The organism is Mesoplasma coleopterae (assembly GCF_002804245.1).
Lineage (GTDB): Bacteria > Bacillota_I > Bacilli_A > Mycoplasmatales > Mycoplasmataceae > Mesoplasma > Mesoplasma coleopterae.
In genome coordinates this window covers 268,946-289,247 of sequence record NZ_CP024968.1, presented here as the reverse complement: position 1 = coordinate 289,247, position 20,302 = coordinate 268,946, and the positions used below count along the sequence as shown (strand labels likewise).

17 protein-coding genes are annotated in these 20,302 nt (G+C 27.1%); 1 reads left to right on the top strand and 16 read right to left on the bottom strand.

Annotated features, from left to right (window positions below; all coding sequences use genetic code 4):
- Positions 1-52 precede the first annotated feature (52 nt).
- The 16 genes from MCOLE_RS01355 to MCOLE_RS01275 form a co-directional block, all read right to left on the bottom strand.
- On the bottom strand, positions 53-1,951 hold the full coding sequence (locus tag MCOLE_RS01355; RefSeq protein ID WP_100670782.1) for a M13 family metallopeptidase: 1,899 nt from the start codon (positions 1,949-1,951) through the stop codon (positions 53-55).
- 63 nt (positions 1,952-2,014) lie between these two features.
- The gene (locus MCOLE_RS01350) at positions 2,015-3,142 is read right to left on the bottom strand and encodes an FtsX-like permease family protein (protein WP_157844802.1); all 1,128 of its coding nucleotides are present in this window, start codon (positions 3,140-3,142) and stop codon (positions 2,015-2,017) included.
- Positions 3,143-3,284: 142 nt separating this feature from the next.
- Complete coding sequence (locus tag MCOLE_RS01345) at positions 3,285-3,992, bottom strand: ABC transporter ATP-binding protein (RefSeq protein ID WP_100670778.1); 708 nt, start codon at positions 3,990-3,992, stop codon at positions 3,285-3,287.
- A 588-nt stretch (positions 3,993-4,580) separates the two neighbouring features.
- Positions 4,581-5,714: a methionine adenosyltransferase gene (metK, locus tag MCOLE_RS01335; RefSeq protein WP_100670774.1), complete on the bottom strand. Its 1,134-nt coding sequence runs from the start codon at positions 5,712-5,714 to the stop codon at positions 4,581-4,583.
- 87 nt (positions 5,715-5,801) lie between these two features.
- The gene (locus tag MCOLE_RS01330) at positions 5,802-6,566 is read right to left on the bottom strand and encodes a TIGR00282 family metallophosphoesterase (protein WP_100670772.1); all 765 of its coding nucleotides are present in this window, start codon (positions 6,564-6,566) and stop codon (positions 5,802-5,804) included.
- Positions 6,566-6,892, bottom strand: a complete 327-nt coding sequence (gene ylxM, locus MCOLE_RS01325) for a YlxM family DNA-binding protein (RefSeq protein WP_100670770.1) — start codon at positions 6,890-6,892, stop codon at positions 6,566-6,568. The genes MCOLE_RS01330 and ylxM overlap by 1 nt, the downstream gene beginning before the upstream one ends.
- Positions 6,885-7,985, bottom strand: coding sequence for a signal recognition particle-docking protein FtsY (ftsY, locus tag MCOLE_RS01320; RefSeq protein ID WP_100670768.1), 1,101 nt, complete (start codon positions 7,983-7,985; stop codon positions 6,885-6,887). Before ftsY ends, ylxM begins: the two co-directional genes overlap by 8 nt.
- Positions 7,986-8,065: 80 nt before the next feature.
- Positions 8,066-8,752: a phosphate signaling complex protein PhoU gene (gene phoU / locus MCOLE_RS01315; RefSeq protein ID WP_100670766.1), complete on the bottom strand. Its 687-nt coding sequence runs from the start codon at positions 8,750-8,752 to the stop codon at positions 8,066-8,068.
- A gap of 3 nt (positions 8,753-8,755) precedes the next feature.
- A complete protein-coding gene (pstB, locus tag MCOLE_RS01310; protein WP_100670764.1) occupies positions 8,756-9,616 on the bottom strand; it encodes a phosphate ABC transporter ATP-binding protein PstB in 861 nt (286 codons plus the stop codon).
- Entirely contained in the window at positions 9,609-11,756 is a 2,148-nt protein-coding gene (pstA, locus tag MCOLE_RS01305) for a phosphate ABC transporter permease PstA (RefSeq protein ID WP_100670762.1), read from the bottom strand. The genes pstB and pstA overlap by 8 nt, the downstream gene beginning before the upstream one ends.
- Before the next feature lie 39 nt (positions 11,757-11,795).
- Positions 11,796-12,905 (bottom strand): phosphate ABC transporter substrate-binding protein, encoded by a 1,110-nt coding sequence (gene ptsS, locus MCOLE_RS01300; RefSeq protein ID WP_100670760.1) that lies wholly within the window; start codon positions 12,903-12,905, stop codon positions 11,796-11,798.
- A 147-nt stretch (positions 12,906-13,052) separates the two neighbouring features.
- The gene (locus MCOLE_RS01295; protein WP_100670758.1) at positions 13,053-16,040 is read right to left on the bottom strand and encodes an AAA family ATPase; all 2,988 of its coding nucleotides are present in this window, start codon (positions 16,038-16,040) and stop codon (positions 13,053-13,055) included.
- Positions 16,041-16,188: 148 nt separating this feature from the next.
- The gene (gene rnc, locus MCOLE_RS01290) at positions 16,189-16,884 is read right to left on the bottom strand and encodes a ribonuclease III (RefSeq protein WP_100670756.1); all 696 of its coding nucleotides are present in this window, start codon (positions 16,882-16,884) and stop codon (positions 16,189-16,191) included.
- 1 nt (position 16,885) lies between these two features.
- Positions 16,886-17,881 (bottom strand): phosphate acyltransferase PlsX, encoded by a 996-nt coding sequence (gene plsX / locus MCOLE_RS01285; protein WP_100670754.1) that lies wholly within the window; start codon positions 17,879-17,881, stop codon positions 16,886-16,888.
- 67 nt (positions 17,882-17,948) lie between these two features.
- Complete coding sequence (locus MCOLE_RS01280; protein WP_100670752.1) at positions 17,949-19,595, bottom strand: DAK2 domain-containing protein; 1,647 nt, start codon at positions 19,593-19,595, stop codon at positions 17,949-17,951.
- A gap of 27 nt (positions 19,596-19,622) precedes the next feature.
- Entirely contained in the window at positions 19,623-19,934 is a 312-nt protein-coding gene (locus MCOLE_RS01275; RefSeq protein WP_011183125.1) for an Asp23/Gls24 family envelope stress response protein, read from the bottom strand.
- Between the two features lie 156 nt (positions 19,935-20,090).
- On the opposite strand from MCOLE_RS01275, the gene rpmB reads away from it, so the two are divergent.
- Complete coding sequence (rpmB, locus tag MCOLE_RS01270) at positions 20,091-20,291, top strand: 50S ribosomal protein L28 (RefSeq protein ID WP_011183124.1); 201 nt, start codon at positions 20,091-20,093, stop codon at positions 20,289-20,291.
- The last annotated feature ends 11 nt before the right edge of the window (positions 20,292-20,302 follow it).

Sequence of the window (20,302 nt, the reverse complement as noted above, 5' to 3'; positions counted from 1 at the left end):
TTATAAGTTAAAACAAGAAAAAAACCATCTTTAAGATGGTTTAATTAGTTTATTATCAAACTTTAGTTCTTTCTTCTTTTGGTTTATACATACCATCACCAGGTTTAGTTTCATAAACTTCGTGGAATTCATTTATATTTACCAATACACCATTACATCTGAATTCTTCAGGCGAATGAGGATCAACCAGTAATCTTGTGTTTTTTTGCTCATCTGTTGCTTTTCTTCTTCATACTAAAGCATAGTTTGTAAAGAAATCTTTTAAGTTTTCCGGACTTTGTGCTTTGCATATATCTAAAGCAGCAGCAACTCCGCTTAAATCACCAATATTTTCACCAAGTGTTAATTTACCATTAACATTAGAACCATTAATTTGATATTCATTATACTGATCAACTACTCTTTGAGTTCTTAACTTATATTGCTCGTTGTCTGTTTGAGTTCATCAATTTTTGAAGTTTCCATCTTTATCAAATTTACTTCCTTCATCATCAAAACCATGACTTACTTCGTGACCAATAACAGCACCAATTCCACCAAGGTTTGCAGCATGTGATTGATTTACATCATAAAATGGTTTTTGCAAAATTCCTGCAGGGAAACAAATTTCATTTGACGTTGGATTATAATAAGCATTAACTGTTTGAGCATCCATATATCATTTTGTTTTATCAACTGGTAAATTGATTTCTTTTAATTCTTTGTTAATGTAGTGTTTTGCTAAGCTTTGCATGTTATCAAATAAACTCCCGCCTTCTTCATAACTAAGAATTTGAACATCACTTAAATCTTCTCATTTATCTGGGTAACCAATTTTAATAGTAAAAGACTTTAATTTTTCAATCGCTTTAATTTTTGTTTCTTCTGACATTCAATCTAATGCATTAATTCTATTTTCATAAACTTTTAATAAATCATTAACCATTTTTAAAACATCTTTTTTTGCATCTTCTGAAAAATGACGTTTTACATATTCTTTTGAAATTAATTCTCCAAGTGTGCTATCAACAAATTCAACAACTCTATCTTCGATAGGTTTCATTTTCTTAACACCACTAAATACTGATCCATATTTAAATGCATTTTCATACAAATCAATTGTTAACATTTTAGAATAAGAACTAGTTATTTTATATATCATAATATCTTTTAAATCATCTAAACTAATTTCATTAATCATTTCGTTTAGTTTTTCAAAATATTTAGGTTCAGTTAATATAATTTTTTTTGCCTTATCATATCCTGTTTGATTTAGATATGCTGCTCAGTCAATAATTGGACATATAGTATTTAAATCTTGAATGGTTACAACATTATAAATGTTTTCTGGTTCACGTAATTCTTCCTGTTTAAACATAGATTTTGAAATTTTTTCTTCAAAGTTATAAATCAAAGTAAAAATATCTGAAGTCTTTAATTCTACTTTTGAAAGTTTAACTAAATTTTCAATGTAGTTTTTATAAGCATTCTTAATTTCTTCATGTCTTGGGTGAGTTGTTTCATAAAAATCTCTATCAGACATTCCTAAACCCATAGAATCAATCATTAACGCTCTTAGATTACTATCTTTAAAATCTGAGTCAACTCCTTTTGAATGGAATAAAGAAATTCCTCAACCTTTAAATAATTCAATAAATAAAGCCGTTAATTGAGTTTTATCAGCTAATTCTTTTATTTTATTTAAAATTGGATTAATCGGACTAATTCCTTGCTGATTTCTTGCTTGATTATTCAAATAGTTTGATCTCAAGTTAGCAATCATTTGACTTTCTCTATCTAAGTTCTTTGCACTAACAAGTTCATTAATTATTGCTTTGATATCATCTGTTGATTTTTTTTGTAGCATTTCAAAACTACCTCATGATGCATATCCATCTGGTAATTCGTTATTATCTATTCATTCTTTGTTTACTGAATCATAGAAATTATCTTGTGGTCTAATTTTTATCATATAAACTCTCCTTTTATTAGTTATTATTTTATAATAAAAAAACGTCAATTAAGACGTCAAAAATTATTTATTTTTAATAATTTTAAAAAATCAATTACTTAAGCATAATAACATCATAAGTAATAGAACCACAAAAATTTCAATAATTCAGTATATAACATTAGATAAAGCTGCTTTATCATTTCAAATTAATGATATTAAAACTGTTGTAGTAAATGCTAATATTACATAAAGAAATCAAATTATAATGAATTGTAAGATATTTCTGACAAAAACTTTTTTTCTTGTGAAACCTAGTTGTCTTAGCACTAAATTTTCTTTTTCAAGACTTCTTAAATACATTAAAAAACCGTTTATGATAATTATAAATGTAAAACTCACAAACACAATGTTTAAGTATGCTCCTAAAAATATCAAACCATTTAAATATTGAGTATTAGAATTTATTTCATAACTTTGAACACCCATTTTGCCTATTACGTTAATTGAAAAATTTAAAAAAATCATTGAGTTAACAAGCATTAAAATAATTTTAGTTATTAGAGATGCATTATATTGCATATTTTTTATTGAACTAGAAAAAACAAAAGAACCTGAAAAAACTTGAAATAGCATTTTACAAATCACTGTTATCATAATTTCTAATAAGAAATGTAGCCCTATAATAAAGAATATTCCTCCAAATAAATATAGAACTTCAGTATTATTAAATACAATTAGTAGAAAATACGAAATTATAAACATAAATCCTAAAATAATTTTAATAATTTGATTTTTAATCATTTTCTTTTTATTATCTTTGTTGCTTACTTCAATTCTTTGGTATTTTTTTGTTGATGCATAAATAATTGCATACAAGGTTAATAAACTTATTAAAAGTACTAAAGTTATATTTAAAAATGTATAGTTTATTGAAAAACCTTGTTGAAGTATAGTTTTTTTAATTAAATTTGCTACAAGCAATTTATTTAAGACTATTGAAGAACAAAATCCTAAAATAAAACTTGGAACCATTATGATTAGTTGCTCATGCAATAAATTCTTAAATAAATTTTTAAAAGACAATCCAATCAATCTTCTATTTATTAGATCTTTTTCTCTAACATTAAAATTTATACTTATTATTAATGTAGTCATTGATATTGAAATTAGTAGTAATAACCCAAAAAGGATAATAAAAATTAAAGACATGTTGGAATCCTTATCAAAATGTTTGAGCGAAGAAATAAATAAGAATAAAGATGAATTAGTAAAAACTGATGATAAAAATAATGTTATGAATATTGGAATGTTATAGCTTTTATAAAACTTTAATTGCTTAAATATTTCACTATTATTCATTTTCAATAAGTAATTTTTTTTCTAATTTAGCAATTGTTATTTCTTTAGTTTTAATTTCTTCTGTTATTTTTCCGTTACTCATAAAAATAATCTTTTCTGTTTCAAGTCCAACTTGTGGTGAATGGGTAACGATAATTAAAGTTTTTCCCAATTTTTTACTATTAACTACTAATTCCTCTAATACCTTTTTAGTATTGATTAAGTCAAGAGCTCCTGTTGGTTCATCTGCTAATATTATCTTTGAATTTCCAAGTAATGCTCTTGCAATTGCTACACGTTGCTTTTGTCCACCTGACAGTTTAGACACAATAACCTTTTCTTTTTCAATTAATCCAAGTTCTTTTAGTAAATTTAAATATCTTTCTTCGTTAATTATGTTTTTATTATTTTTCTCAACAAATTTTATATTTTGTTCAACTGTTAAATATTCAATTAATTTATAATCTTGATAAATGTATGATATTTGTTTTGATCTAAATTTTGTTAATTTAGGTTCATTCAATTCTGATATATTAGTGCCATCAATTATGACGCTTCCTTCTGATGGTTTTTCAATACCTGATAAAATGTTTAAAAGAGTTGATTTACCTACTCCGCTATTACCCATAATTGAAATACATTCATTTTCAAAAATGCTTATATTTATTTCTTGTAAAATATTTGTTTTTTTTATGTTGTTTATTTTAATTAATTCTTTCATGAGAATCCTCCTATTTTATTTTTTATTAAAATAGGATATTTTAAATAGATGAAATATCTTGCCTATATCAAATTATTTTTTTAAGAACAATTAATTTTTCTCAGAAACACCAGTATATTAATGTTTTTAATAACTGATGCAAAAAAACATATAAACTGAAGTTATTTTCTTCATTTAAAGTAGTTATATTTATAAACGGTTTAAAATTAAATGCTATTATTAGTGAACAAAATATTATTAATGATAATTTAAAGTTTAATAAGATACTATTATTTTTAAATAAAATAAACGAAATTACAATTGCGAAAACGAAAATAAATAAAGTTCAAAGAAAGAAAAGAATAAAGAATATTCCCATAAATTTAGGCTTAATTTTAATTTCTTTAAAAACTTTAAAAATTGAATAAAAAAGTGAGAATACTACAATTAAAGGTACTAAAAATCCTAATTGTGGTAAAAAAAACGAAACTGTAAAATACAAAACTAATATTTTAAAAAAATTATTGCTTATTAATTTGTTCATTTTTTCTCCTTTTTTATTAGTTATTATTTTATAACAAAAAAATCACTTTTTAAAAGTGATTTGTTTTATTTTTTTAATTGCTCAACTTTATCTAATTGTTCTCATGTTAATTCATCTTTTCCAAAATGTCCATAAGTTGCTGTTTTCAAGAATGTTGGTTTTCTTAAATCTAATTTTTTAATAATTTCATTAACTGAAAAATTAAAATTATCATTTAATGCTTTTGTGATAATTTCTTTGTCTACTTTTTCTGTCCCAAATGTTTCAATAAAAATTGAAACTGGTTCTGGTTTACCAATAGCGTATGAAACTTGAATTTCGATTTTATCAGCCAAACCAGCAGCAACTAAGTTTTTAGCAGCATATCTCGCCATATAAGCAGCACTTCTATCAACTTTTGTTGCATCTTTTCCAGAAAAAGCTCCTCCTCCATGACGTGAATAACCTCCATATGTATCAACAATAATTTTTCTTCCTGTTAACCCAGTATCTCCTTGAGGTCCACCAATAACAAATCTACCTGTTGGATTGATTAGCACTTTAAAATCAGTGTTTAATTTAAACTCTTTAGCAACAACATCCATGATTTCTGTTTTTATAAAGTTTTTAAATTCTTCTTCAATCATTTCATCATCGTGTTGAATTGACATCAAGATTGTATCAATTTTAGGATTTGACTCATCAGTGTAATCAATTGTTACTTGAGACTTCATGTCAGGTCTTGCTCATTTGAATTTTCCTTCTTTTCTTAGCTTAGAAGCTAAATAAACTAACTCATGCGAAATAGTAATAGCTAATGGTAAGAAAGTTTTAGATTCATTTGTAGCATATCCAAACATAATTCCTTGGTCACCAGCTCCAATTACTTCAGTATCTAAATCGATTCCTAAGGCAATATCAGCTGATTGTTGTTCAATTTTGATATCAATTTCACAAGTGTCGGCATTGATACCATAAGCATCGTTGTTGTATCCAATTTTTCTTAATACGTCACGTGCAATTTCTTCATAATCAACAGTAGCAATTGTTGTAATCTGTCCGCCAATTAATAAATAGTTTGTGGTAGCAAATGTTTCGCAGGCTACCTTAGCGTTTGGGTCTTGTTTCAGTACTTCATCCAATATCGCATCAGATATCTGATCACATATTTTGTCTGGATGTCCTTCTGAAACACTTTCGCTAGTAAATAATTTTCTCATTTTTCCATTTTTCCCTTCTGCGATATCAATATAAATTATACTAAATCCGTTTAAAAATCTGAAATAAAAAAAGCAAATAATTTGCTTTTAAATACTTATTCTTTTAATGCTTATAGCTTTATTTGATTTTTCATCAATTTGAATAATTACTCCATTCAATTTTGCTTTTCCTTTTGCTGGTTGAAAACGTCTTACCAATCCCGTTTTTTGCTTATAAATAGCATCTGCTGCTTCAATACCAATAACAGAATCAATCACTCCGCTCATACCTAAATCAGTTATAAATGCTGTACCGTTTGGCAATATTCTTTCATCTGCAGTTTGCACATGAGTGTGAGTTCCTACAAAAGCAGTTATAATTCCATCATAGTTTAATGCAAAAGCTATTTTTTCAGCTGTTGTTTCAGCATGAAAATCAACTAATAATATGTCGTATGATAATTTCAATGATAAGAACTCATCCATAGTTTCATAAACACTGTTTGAAGGATCCATAAAGTTATTCCCCATTAAGTTTAAGACACATATTTTTTTATTATTTTTTTCAATAATCACATATCCATTACCTGGTGTTTTATACATGTTTAGTGGTTTTAACAAATCAGGTGTCTGATTTATATATTCTAGAACTTCCGTATTTTTAAATATATGGTTACCACTTGTTATTACATCAACGTGATTTTCTTTATAAAAATAATAATGTTCTTTTGAAATAGATTTACCATGCGTTGTATTTTCTCCATTAACAACAACAAAATCAATTTGGTTATCTTTAATTAAGCTTTCAATATTTTTTTTAAAAACTTCTCTACCTGGTTTAGCAAAGATATCTCCTACCATAAGTACTTTCATTAAATAACCTCTTCTATTTCTTTTATAAGTTCTAAAACTTCTTTATTTTCAGAACTATTATGTTTTTCAATAATACCTTGAATTTTTATTTTTCGTTCGTTTATTTTTAACTTACCTTCTAAATCATTTAATGTTTTGATAATTTTATTAATTGCATCATGTGCTGCTGCTTTAGATATTACTAATTGATCAGCTATTTCTTGAAAACTCAAATCTTCTTCAAAATATAATTCAAAATATTCAACTTGTTTTTCAGTTAGCATGTTTTTATACAAATAAAATAGTGATGATAACTCTAAAGTTTTTTCTAATGTTATTTTACTCATCTTCTTCTCTTTCTTCCATGAAACCAACTACTAAATTATATACATATTGGTCAACATCGAATTTTTCAATATCATCAACTTGTTCTCCAACACCCACTAATTTAACCGGTATATTTAATTGATCTTTAATTGATAGTGCAATTCCACCTTTGCTTGTTCCATCCATTTTTGTTAAAACAATACCAGAAATATCAGCAACCTCATTAAACTCTTGAGCTTGCATAACTCCATTTTGACCTGTTGTTGCGTCAATCACTAATAAAAGTTCATGTGGTGCTTTTTTATCAAATTTATGAACTATTTGATACATTTTTTCTAATTCTTTCATTAAGTTAACTTTATTTTGCAATCTACCAGCAGTGTCAATCAATAATAAATCATATCCCTCTGCTTTTGCTTTTTCTAAAGCATCAAATACCACACTTGCAGGATCTTGATTTTGTTTTTTTCCTTTCACTAGATCAACTTTACTATCAAGTCTTTTATCAACTCATTCTTCTAATTGTTCAATAGCTCCTGCTCTAAATGTATCAGCAGCTGCTATTAAGACTTTTTTGTTTTGTTCAGCGTAGAAATTTGCAATTTTTGATAATGAAGTAGTTTTTCCAGTTCCATTTACACCAATAACCATAAAAACATTTAATCTTCCATCTTCAAAATTTAATTCTTCCACTTTTTTAGAACCATCTGTATAAATATCATAAATTTCTTCAGCAAGAATTTCTCTAAATTCATTTGCTTCAGATGTATTTTTTACTTTTCTTCTAATATTATTTGAAATTTTTAAAACCATTTTCATACCCATATCAGTTTTAATTAAAACTTCCTCAAGTTCGTCAAAGAAATCATCATCCATTTTTTTATATTTTTTAGAAAGTTTTTTAATATCTTTTGAAAAATCTAAAGCTGATTTTGCAATTGCTTTTTCAGCTTTTTCTTTTTTTGCTTTTTGTTTTTGTTTTTTAGCTATTTCTTTTTCAGTTAGCTGTTTTTGCTCAACAATAGGTTTACTTTTAACTATCTTTTCTTCATTATTTTGTTTTTCTGTTTGATTACCAGATATTTTATCTTTTAACTTGTTTCAAAAACCCATGATATACCTCTATCTACTATTTATTATTTTATCAAATTATCATAAAATTAAAAAAATTCTGATTAAACAGAATTTATTTATTACATTAATGTTTTTAAATTGTCATATATTTCCGAAGTTTCTTCAAATCTTCCTGTTCTAATGAATGAAACAATTTCTTGAACAGTTAATAAATGATCTCCAGCTCTTTCCAGATTTTTAGCTTGTTTCATAGCTTCTGAAATTTCTGTCACTTCTTCATTTGTTTCAGCTTTTTTAAGAGCTTTTACTAAATATGAATATAAGTCTTCAAATTCTTTATTAATTTGTGATTCAAGTTCCATAACTTTAACAACTAGATTAGTATCAAAGTTTGAAAATAGTTCTGAAAAGCTATCTAACATATCTATAACTAACTGAAAAAGATTTAGGATTGATGTTGTGTATTTTTTTGTTGGTTTAAATTTTGAAAAAAAGATACATAATTTTTTAGAGTAATCCGCAATGATTTCAATTTCTCTAGCTAATAGTATACCTCCAACAGCAAGTCTTAGGTCACGAGCAACTAATTGTTGTTTTGCAATTTTTCAAAGAGCTGTTGATGTAAATTCATTCAACTTATCATTAATAATTTTGTCATGTTCTACAATCATTGCTGCACCTTCAACGTTATTTTTTGTAATAACTTCAAATGTTTCAGCAAATTGAACTTTAGTTTCTTTAATCATGTCTTCAAGCATGCTTCTTAGTTGTCGAATATCATTATCTAAAATTTTGTTAATTGACATATTCTAATCACCATACCTTCCTGAAATATAATCTTCTGTTCTTGAGTCTTTTGGACTAATAAATATTTTTTTAGTTGTATTGTATTCTATTAACTCGCCTTTTAAGAAATAAGCTGTCATATCGCTGATTCTTGTTGCTTGTTGCAGTGAATGAGTCACCATAACTATAGTATATTCTTTTTTAAGTTCTAAAACTAATTCTTCAACTTTTAAAGTTGCAATTGGGTCTAACGCAGATGTTGGTTCATCCATTAATAAAATTTTTGGATGCATTGCAATAGCTCTAGCAATACATAGTCTTTGTTGTTGTCCACCAGAAAGACCAAGCGCTGGGGTTTCTAATTTTTCTTTTACTTCTTCTCAAAGTGCAGCTTTTCTTAGTGAATCTTCACAAATTTGGTCCAATACTTTTTTACTTTTAACCCCTTGTGTTTTTGGTCCATAAATTACATTTTCATAAATTGATAAAGGGAATGGATTAGCTTTTTGAAAAACCATACCAACTTCAGTTCTTAATTTTGAAACATCTGTTCCTTGCTTATAAATTTCTTCATTAAATACTTCTATTGATCCTTCAACAGTTGAACCACTTATTAAGTCATTCATTCTGTTAATTGATCTTAAAAGTGTAGATTTACCACACCCTGAAGGACCAATAAAAGTTGTAATAGAATTTTCTTTAATATCCATATTGATATCAAATAAAGCTTGTTTTTTACCTTTATAGAAGAAGTTAAAGTTTGTTACTTTAATAACATCTGCTCTTTTTGAAAGAGGCGGTAATTTTGCTGGCTTATCTTCTTTTAGATTTTTATTTAAATTTAAGCCTTTAAAAGTTTCATCTTTTTTAAGTGTATTACTCATTATCTATAACTCCTTTTTTTAATTTTCTATATTGTTTTTTTCGTTTGATTCAAGCTTTATTCTTTGTTGAAATTTCTTTAAAGAATTTCACTTCAACTTCACCTTTTCTTAATTTGCTTTGCAATTTCATTCATTTAAATTTAAGCGATGGCTTTAGTTTCTTAATTCTTGCTTTAGTTTTAGCTTTAAATTCTTTACGTTTAATTTTTGATTTTGCTTTTAAATCTTTTGTATTTTGAACAAGCAATGATGAAAGTCTTCCAGAAGTAAAATTCAATCCAATAATTAGTATAATTGTAATTAATGCCATTAAGTAAATTGTTCCTTGACCATGACCAGGTATTCCTTCAGCTACCATCATATAGATTCCAGTAGTTAATGTTGTTCCTTGAGATAAGAATCCTTGCGTTGGCATTTGAATATCTGTTCCAAGAGTTAAATAAATTGGAGCAGATTCTCCTATTATTTTAGCCATCGCTAGGATAATCCCAGTAATTATACCTTCCATTGCATTAGGTAAAATAATTTTAAATAATGTTTGAATCTTTGTTAAACCCAAAGCTGAACCAGCTTCACGATATTGATGAGGTACTTGTTGCAACGCATCTTCAAAGTTAGAAATTAACATTGGAAGAACAACTATTGTCATCGTTAAACCAGCAGCTAATATACTAAACGGTAAACCTAATAAAACAATAAATATCGATAAACCAAATATACCAAAAACAATTGATGGTGTTGACGCTAATAAGTTAATTGAAAATCTAAATGTTTTAGTTAAGACTGAACTTTTTCTTGCATATTCATTTAAGTAAATGGCCGCTGCTAAAGCAAAGGGAATAGCAAATACTAAAGTACAAACAACTAATAAGATTGTTGTAAGCAATGCTGCAAAAATTCCTCCACCTGTTCTATTTTCAGTATCCATATGAATAAATGCAACAGGGTCTGATAGTCCAATTAATCCTCTAATAATAACATCACCTAAAATTCAAAATGTAAACGAAATAATAATTGCAGTTGAAATTCACATTAACATTAACATTATTGCCGAATATGTTTTTTTAAAAAATTTATTCTCTGTTCTATTATGAACCATCATTCCTAACATTCTTTTATCATAAACATATTTTGGCGATTTAGTTTTTTTTGAAGAATTCATATTCATTTTTTCTTCTCTTTTAATTCTTCTTGAGTATTTAATATTATCAACATTAGACATAAATAAAATAACGATATTAATAATAAAAACTAATAAGAAAAGAATTAAACCAATTGCGTATAAAGCTGATTGATGCGTTCAACCACTGTTTTCCGTCATTTCAAGACCAATTGTTGCAGCTAATGTTCTAATAGATGAAAATAAAAAACCACTTATTCCGCTGTTTGTTATAAAACCACCAGTTGAGTTACCTGCAATCATCATGATAGCCATTGTTTCCCCAATTACTCTAGCCATACCCAATATAATTGCTGAAATTATTTTAGCTGAAGCTGATTTTCTAATAATTTTAAATGTTGTTTTCTCTTTAGAAATACCTAAACCTAAACTACCTAATCGATAACCTTCAGGAACAGATTGAACAGCGTTATAACTTAAACTTATCATTGTTGGAGCTGCCATAAAAGTCATTGTTACTGAGGCAACCATCAAGTTATCATTATTTGGAGCACCCATTAATTGAAATAATGCTCCAATTTGATCTCTTGCAAAAAGTCCAAAAACAACTGATGGTACACTAGCTAATAGTTTAATAACAGTAAGTACTTTTTTCTGCATACTTATTGATAGGTATTCAGAAATAAACAAAGTTGCAAATATTGTTAGTGGAATTGCAAACACCATTGATATAGTTAAAAGTACTAAGGTCATTAAAATAATTAATCCTATACCATATTGCCCGGATCCATCTTTGCCAGGTTTTCAACTTGTACCTGTTATGAAACTTCAGAAACCTTGTTCTTTAAAAACATGAGTTGATTTTAAAATAACAAAAATAACTAAAACTAATAAAATAGCAATAACAGTAAAAGTTAATGAATAAATAATTGATTTAAAAAATTTAGCATTAAAATTTTGTTTTGGCTTAAATACTTTAGCTTTAAAAGCATTTTCTTGATTCTTTTTATTTGCAAACATGGGTATCTCCTTTCCATTTATAATTTATTTGTTTTCTGATTATTTGGCTTGAACAGATTGTGTTAAACCAACAGATGCATATATTTTTTCAACTTCTGGACTTGCCGCCATTCAAAACAAAAAGTCTAATATACTATTTAAATCGTTGTTATTTCTGTCATACTTATAAATCGCTATAAAAGGTCTTGTTAATGGGTAATCCACTAATTCTTGAGTTGAATCATTTGAAGGGTCTCAAGTTTTTTCACCATTGCTAATTTTTACTGATTTAATAGTAGATGAATTTGCTGAACCATATAACATTGAAACAAATCCGATTGATCCTGGAGATTTCTCAATTTGACTGTAAATAGTTCCATTAGCTCCATATTCTTTAACAGCATTACCAGGTTCTATTCCTGTTAAATTTGAAAAGGAAGTTCTTGTCCCTGAACCACTTGTTGATGAATAAGGCGTTACTTTAACTTTATTTGAAACTTCTTCTGCAAGTGATAAATTGGCCTTCTTATTTTCGGGTAATGAAAATTCATTTGCTATTAACTTTGCTAAATCATTCCAACTTATTAAATCATTTTGTGAATCTGGTTTATAAATTGCATTAAGAATTCTATAACTTTTTTCATCTTTAACAAAATTTCCATTTTCATCAACTTCAAACTTAAATTCTAAATTTGATTTTTTTAAAAACTCGTCAAAACCTGTTCCTTTATCGTTGTAAACAAATACTATTGAATCTCTTGCAAATTCTATTGAACGATATGTGTCATCCACACCTGGAGTATTTGCTAGTTGGTTTGAATATCATTTTCTATCATTAATTGCATCTTTTGAAAGATTACTAAATAACGCTTTGTTTTCATTAATAGGCTCTTTTTCAAAATCATCTTCTTTAATTTCTTTTGAAATAAATCCAATTTCATAAACACCTTCTTGTACATTTGTAACTCCAGCCCCTGAACCAGTTGCTGAATAAACAAATTTTTTACCATCTTCAGTTTTATATTTATCAGTAAGTTTCTTCAATAACGGCTGAACACTGGCACTGCCACCAATACTTATTGAGTTATTTGGTGCTACTAAAGTTCATGATCATAGACCAACAATAGCTCCTACAACTATCACCATTACTAAAAAGAATTTCTTGTTCATGTTTTTCTCCTATTTAGAAATAATTAATATTATTATACCAATTTAAGCATGTAATTAGTAAAAATTATACTTTTGGTTTTATTTCTTTAATCATAGATTAAAGGTTAATAATATAACAAAAAAATTGCACAATATGCAATTTTAAATTTATTCTTTATTTTTATTGATTAGTTTTTTAATTTTATCAATATCTAAAGCTAATTGGACTATTTTTGTAATTCCTTTTGTCTCCATAGTTACGCCATATAAGATGTCACAGTTTTCCATTGTACCTTCACGATGAGTTACAATAATGAATTGAGTGTTTTCAACGAAGTCTCTTACATATCGTGCAAATCTTGTTACATTTGCTGGATCTAATGGAGCTTCAGCTTCATCTAAGATAACTAGTGGTAATGGTCTTACTTTTAAAATTGAAAATAACACTGACAATGCTACCAATGATTTTTCTCCCCCACTTAATAAGTTTAAGTTAGTAATTTTTTTACCTGGAGGGTTAACCTCAATATCAATTCCAGTTTCTAAAATATCATCTGGGTTTGTGTAAATTAAACGAGCAGTTCCACCATTAAATAATTTTTGGAATGCCTCTGGTAATGCTGCATTAACATCGTCAACAATACGTTTAAATTGAGTTTTCATTTCTATATCAATATTTAAAATAATTTCATTTAGTTTATCTGCTGATTCTTGAACTTCATTTAAATTTGAAACATAGTATTCATATTCTTTTTTTGTTTCTTCATACTCTTGAATTGCATCCATTGAAACTTCTCCAATTGATTTTAATTCAATAGTTAATTCCTGAATTCTAGCTCTTGTTTCTTCAGGATTTTCTATTTCATCAAATTGCATATCTCTAATAGCATCTAATGATAAGTTGTATCCTTCTGATAATCTTTTTAGGATTTGAATATTTGTTGATTCTAAAATTGTTAAGTCTGATTTAACATTAGCTAATTCATCTTTTCAATTATTTAAAATTTCACGTTTTTCTTTGTTTTCTTTATTTAATTCATGTTGACGATCAGTTGTTTTAGTTTTAGACTCTGATAAACTATTAACTTTGATTGAAATTTCATTTCTTTCAGTTTCAAGTTTAGCAATTTCTCTAGCTAATCTAATTGATTCTGATTCATCAAATGATGAAGTAACTTGGTTATTTAATAAATCTTTACCTGTAATAATTTTGTAATTATCAGATAATTCAATTAATGAAGAATTAAGGATATTAATTGAGTTTTTACCAATTCTAATGTTTGATGCTGTCTGGTTAATATCATCAACTAATTTTTCTCTTACTTCTTTTAAATCATTAAATATTTTTTGTTTCTCATTAAAAATTTTATCTAAAGAAACAATTTTTGTTTTAATTGATTCTGGGTCAAATGATTCATCAATTTTTTTAGCAGCAAAAATATTTGATGCTTTATTAACAGAACCACCACTCATTGCTCCTCTAGGTAAAACTCTTTGACCATCTAATGAAACTATTCCATAACGGAAGTTAATGCTTTTTCCAAGTTTAGTTGCATCGTCAAAGTTTCTTGTAACGATTGTTGTACCATAAATATAATCCAATACAACTTGACAGTCTTTTTCAATTTCAACTAATTCGTTTGCAAACCCAATGAATCCAGGAGCTCTTTTTATTATGTCCCTTTGTGGCCCTGCAATTGAAGAAGGATTTAAAGTATCAATAGGTAATGCATTCACTCTACCTAATCTTTGTTTTTTTAAAAACTCAATCCCTTTTTTAGCATCATCGCTTGTTTTAAAAACTACAGATTGTAAATGATTACCAGTTATTAATGAAATAGCAATTTGGTGTTCTTCTTTAACATCAATTAATGAACCGACAGTTCCTACAACTCCTGATAATCTTTTTGCGTTATCGATAATTGCTTTTGCACCTGACATTGGGTTTAAGTTATTTGTGTTTTGTTTATGTTCAAGTTCTTCTAAACGATATTGTAACTTGTTCTTTTCAGATTCAATTTCTTGAGATTGCATATGAAAAGTTCTAAACTGGTCATTAACTTCGTCATATCTTCTTTTTAATTCTAATTCTGTTTTTTCAAGATTTGCTACAAGATCTTTTTCACTATTAAATGAAATTGATTTTTCATCAAATTCTTTTTTAATAGCTCTAGCTTTTATATCATCAGAATTTTGGTTAATGTTTTCAGAATTTTCTCTAGCTTCAACTTGTTGCTTTTGAGTTTTTAAACTTGCTATTCTTTCAACAATTCTTTGGAAATTTAAATTTAATTGAGTTATTTCTTTATCTGCATCACCATTTTTAGATAACATTACATCTAATTCATCTTGTGATAAGTTAATTTCATTTGCTAATTTTTGAACTTCTATGTCTAATTGACGTCTTTTATCTCTTAATGAATATAATTCAGTCTCAAATCTTAAAGCATCACTTGCTAAAATTGTTAATTCAATTTTTTGTAATTCTTCAATTTTATCTTTATATTTGGCAGCTTTTTCGGCTTTTTCTTTTTCTCTTGGTAGTCTTTTTTCAAGAGTTGATTTAATATCACTAATTCTTGTTAAGTTTTCAGTTGTTTTTGCTAATTGTTTAAGAGCTTCTAATTTTCTTTTTTTGTACTTTGCTAATCCTGCAGCTTCATCAAAAATTTCTCTTCTTGCATCAGGTTTAGCTTCAGCAAATGTTGAAATTGTTCCTTGTGAAATAATTGCTATACTTGATTTAGTCAAACCTGTTTCTAATGCTACATCTTGGATATCTCTTAATTTGCATTTTTCACCATTAATGAAAAAATCACTATCACGAGTTTTTTTATTAAATCTTCTAGTTATTTCAACAACATTTGTTTTGATAGTAGAAAAAATATCTCTTTGATTATCAAAAACTAATGTTACTTCTGCAAAATCAGCAGCAGGCTTATCAGCACTCCCTGAAAAAACAATATCATCCATGTTTGAACCACGTAATGATTTAGTTGATTGTTCTCCTAAAGCTCATCTAATAGAGTCTGTAATGTTTGATTTACCTGAACCATTTGGTCCAACAACACCAATCATTTCTTTTGTGAAGTTTAATGTTGTAGGCTCAGCGAACGATTTAAATCCAACTGCTCTAATTTGTTTTAAAAATAGCATAAATTCTTAACTCCTTCGTTTAAATATAATAACTAATAAAATTATATCAAAAAACTTAAAAAATAGTTGATTTTCTTATCCTTATACTTGGTATAAAAGAATAATTTATAATAAGTAAAAAGTGAGTTTTCAGCTCACTTTTTACTTATTATTTTGTTGTTTTTTTTAATTTATTTAAACAATCTTTTGCAGCATTTTGTGATGCTTCTTGCTTAGAAAAACCAGTACCAACTCCATACTTTTGTCCATCTAAATTAACACTAACAGTATATTTTATTTTATTATCTTTTTCAATGTGAATTTGATTTTCAACTTTATATTCTAAATCACTTCTAATCTCAGCTTGAATGATCTCTTGAAGCTCAGATTTGTAATCACGATTAAGTTGTTTGTAATCATTTTTTTCAATGTATTTGAATATTGTTGCTTTAATTCAAGATATTAATATTTCTTCAGTTTGATCTAAATAAATAGCAGCCGTTACTGCTTCATAGACATCAGATAAAATCGAAGGTTTTTCATAACCTTTTGATTTTATTTCTCCTTGACCTAATCTAATAATCTTACCAAGATCAATCATTTTAGCAATTTCGCTCAATGTTTCTTGTCTAACAATATCAGATCTTGTTTTTGTTAATTTACCCTCTGGTGCATTTGAAAAATTTAAATACAAAAATTTTGATACATACATTTGTAAAACAGCATCGCCTAAAAACTCTAGTCTTTGATATGTTTCTTTTGTTTTTGTCTCATTTGCATAAGAATTATGAGTTAATGCAGTGCTAAAAATTTTTGAATCATTAATTTTAATACCAAAATTTTCAAAAAATTCGTGCATTGTCATATTATATCAATTCCTTTTTAATTTTATTTAATACATCATTTTCAATAGCATCACAAGTCATTCTTAATGTTGCTTCAAATGATTTAACATCACTTGATCCATGCGCTTTAAATGCAATACCATTAACACCTAATAAAATAGCTCCAGAGTGATTTTTATAATCAAATTTCTTTGAAACATTATCAAATGATTTTTTAAGTGTTAAAGCCTTTAACTTAGTAAAAATTGTTTTGTATAACTGAGATTTAATTTCAGTCATTAAAATTTTAGAAGCTCCTTCAAATGCTTTTAAACACATGTTTCCTGTGTAACCATCAGTAACAATGATATCAACTTTACCAGCTAAAATATCTCTTGATTCAAGATTACCAAAAAAGTTTATATTTTCATCTGCTTCTAGTTCCTTATAGATTTCTTTTTGTAATAAAGTACCTTTTGACTTTTCTTCACCAATGTTTAATTGAGCAATAGAAGGATTTTCAATTTTTAAGACGTTTTTAGAGTATATGTTAGCCATTTTAGCATATCCAATGATATCTTCAACGTCTGCTTCAAGATTTGCTCCTACATCTAATAATAAAGTTAGTTTATTGTTTACTGCAGTTGGAAGTGTTGGCATGAAACCAGGTCTTGATATACCATTTAATTCACCAAGGATAAAATGTGCTCCAGCAATGAAAGCTGCAGAATTACCACCAGTAATCATAGCATCAACTTTATTATCTTTTAAAGCTTCAAGTGCTTTTACCATTGATGAGTCTTTTTTTCTTCTAATATCCATTATTGAACCATTCATATCAATGAACTCTGTAGTTGCAAGAATTTCATATCTTGATTTATCAATAGGGAATTTTTTTAATGTTGTTTCTATTTGTTCTTTATCTCCAACAAAAATAAGATATAAATCCTTTCTTGTCTTAATAAATTTGCTTGCTGCTTCAATCGCAACTAAACTACCATTATCTGATCCCATTACGTCAAACGCTATTTTATACATTTGTAGTACCTACCTTCTTTTTTCTTTATTTTATAAAATTAAAACACCAATTTGGTGCTTTAATAAATTATTCTACTGCAATTATAAAACTGTAAACTTTTTGACCACCTTCGATAATCTCATATTCTACATCAAAATTTTCGTCTAAAAATTTTCTTAGTTGACTAACACTTTTTGCTGAAGCATCTTGTCCAATAAAAATAGTTATAATTTCTGTTTTATTAGTTATATATCTTGATAATTGTTTCTCAAATAAGATACCTATATCATTTGCTGTACCAACAATTTTTCCATCAACGATAGCCATTTGTTGGTCCTTCTTAATTTTAATTCCATTAACAACTGAATCTTTAGCTGCTTGTGAAACTTGGAAAGAAATCACATTTTTAATTGCTGAAGTAATTGCCTTAGTATTTTTTACAGTTGTTGCAGATGGATCGAATGATAATGCTGCAGTCATTCCCTGCTGAATAGTTTTTGTTGGAATAACAATAATTTTTGATTTAGTTTCTTCTTTTTCAGCCTGTTTTGCTGCTAATAAAACATTTCCATTATTAGGCATTAAGTAAACAGCTTTAGCGTCAACTTCCTCAATAGCTTTCAAGAAATCATTAGTTGAAGGATTCATTTTTGAACCTCCATCAATAGCTATATCAATACCAAGTTCTTTTTCAAAGTATTTTTTCATCTCTGGTGATGATACAACAGCAATTGTTGCATATTCATTATTAAGTTTTCTTTCAAGTTTAATTGATGTATTTTCTTGTCATCCAGAACCTTCACTACCTTTAACTTGCTTGTCAGCTTGTAAATTCATGTTATCAACTTTGATAGTTCTAAAATCACCATATTGTTGTAAGAACATTAAAACTTGTCCCGGACTTAAAGCATGCGTATGAACTTTTAAGATATCCTCGTCAACAACAACTACGATTGAAGTATTTCCATAAATTTGTAATTGATCTCTGATTGCGCTAGTTTGTAATTTGTTAATTCATTCCTCGTTTAACATTACAATACCTTCAGTACAGTAACCAAATTCGGCTTCAATTTCCATTTCGATGTTTCCACCTTCATTGATTTCAAGTTTATCTGTCTTAGCTATTATTTTATTTGTTTGAATTACTGAGTTCATACCTTCTAAAAATTTAACTAATCCATAAGCCCCTGAGTCAACAACACCAACATCTTTAAGTGCTTGTAATAAATTAGGAGTATTTTCTAATGCTTCATTTGCAATTAATATTATTTTGTTTCAGAATTCTTTTATTTCCATATCATCAGGTAATAATACTGATTGTTCAGCAACTTCTCTAATAACTGTTAAGATTGTACCTTCAACAGGTTTCATAACTGCTCTATAAGCTATTATTTTAGATTCTGTAAACCCTTTTTTTCATTCTGCTACATTCAATTCAGTAGCATCGTTCATTCCTTTTGCTAGACCTTTAATAATTTGAGAAAAAATAACACCAGAGTTACCTCTAGCCCCCATAATTAAACCTCTAGAAAAAGCATTTAAAAATTCACCGATTGTTTTAAATTCAATATCTTTTACATCATTATATCCGTTAGTAGCAGTTAAATTCATGTTAGTTCCTGTATCTCCATCTGGAACAGGGAATACATTTAACTTATCAATATGCGGATAATTGTTATATAAATTGTTTACAGCACTCGTCATTGAGTCTTTTATCAAAATTAATTTTTCCATTTTATTCCTTCACCTATTGCTTTGCTTTTAAGCTAAATCATCTACTACAACATCTACCATGTATTTCATAGTAAATTTTGAAATTTTCTCTAGTTCATATTTTACTCTAATTTGAATTTCTTTTATAACATCTTTAATGTTAACACCAGATAATATTATAACATGTATTCTAAAACGAGTTATATTGTCGGTATTTGTAAACTCAATAGCATTGTTGATATCATTTGTTGCAATCTCATCATATGAGTCTGCATTAAAATTAGAAAATGAAACTACACCAGGCACAGTTACTATGGCATCTTTAATTACTTTAATCACTGATTTATCTATTGTGTTCACAAAATCACCTTACTTTCACTTATATTATTTTAACAATATTATATAAAAGTTGGGTAAAAAAGCAAAATTTTATTTATATATGTTGTAATATCTCTTTATTTTTAGTATTATTTTTTTAGTGTTATTAATCTTAACTATAGACAGAGGTGAAATGAGATGGCAAGAAAAGATATGTTAACTGGTAAAAGTGCGTTATCTGGTAATTCAAGATCACACGCTTTAAATGCAACAAAGAGAAAATGAAATTTAAACTTACAAAAAGTTAAAGTTATGGACGAAAACGGTAATGTATTTACTATCAAAGTTTCAGCAAGAACTTTAAGAACTTTAAAAAAACAAAACGTTGTTGTTGCTTAATTAATAAAACA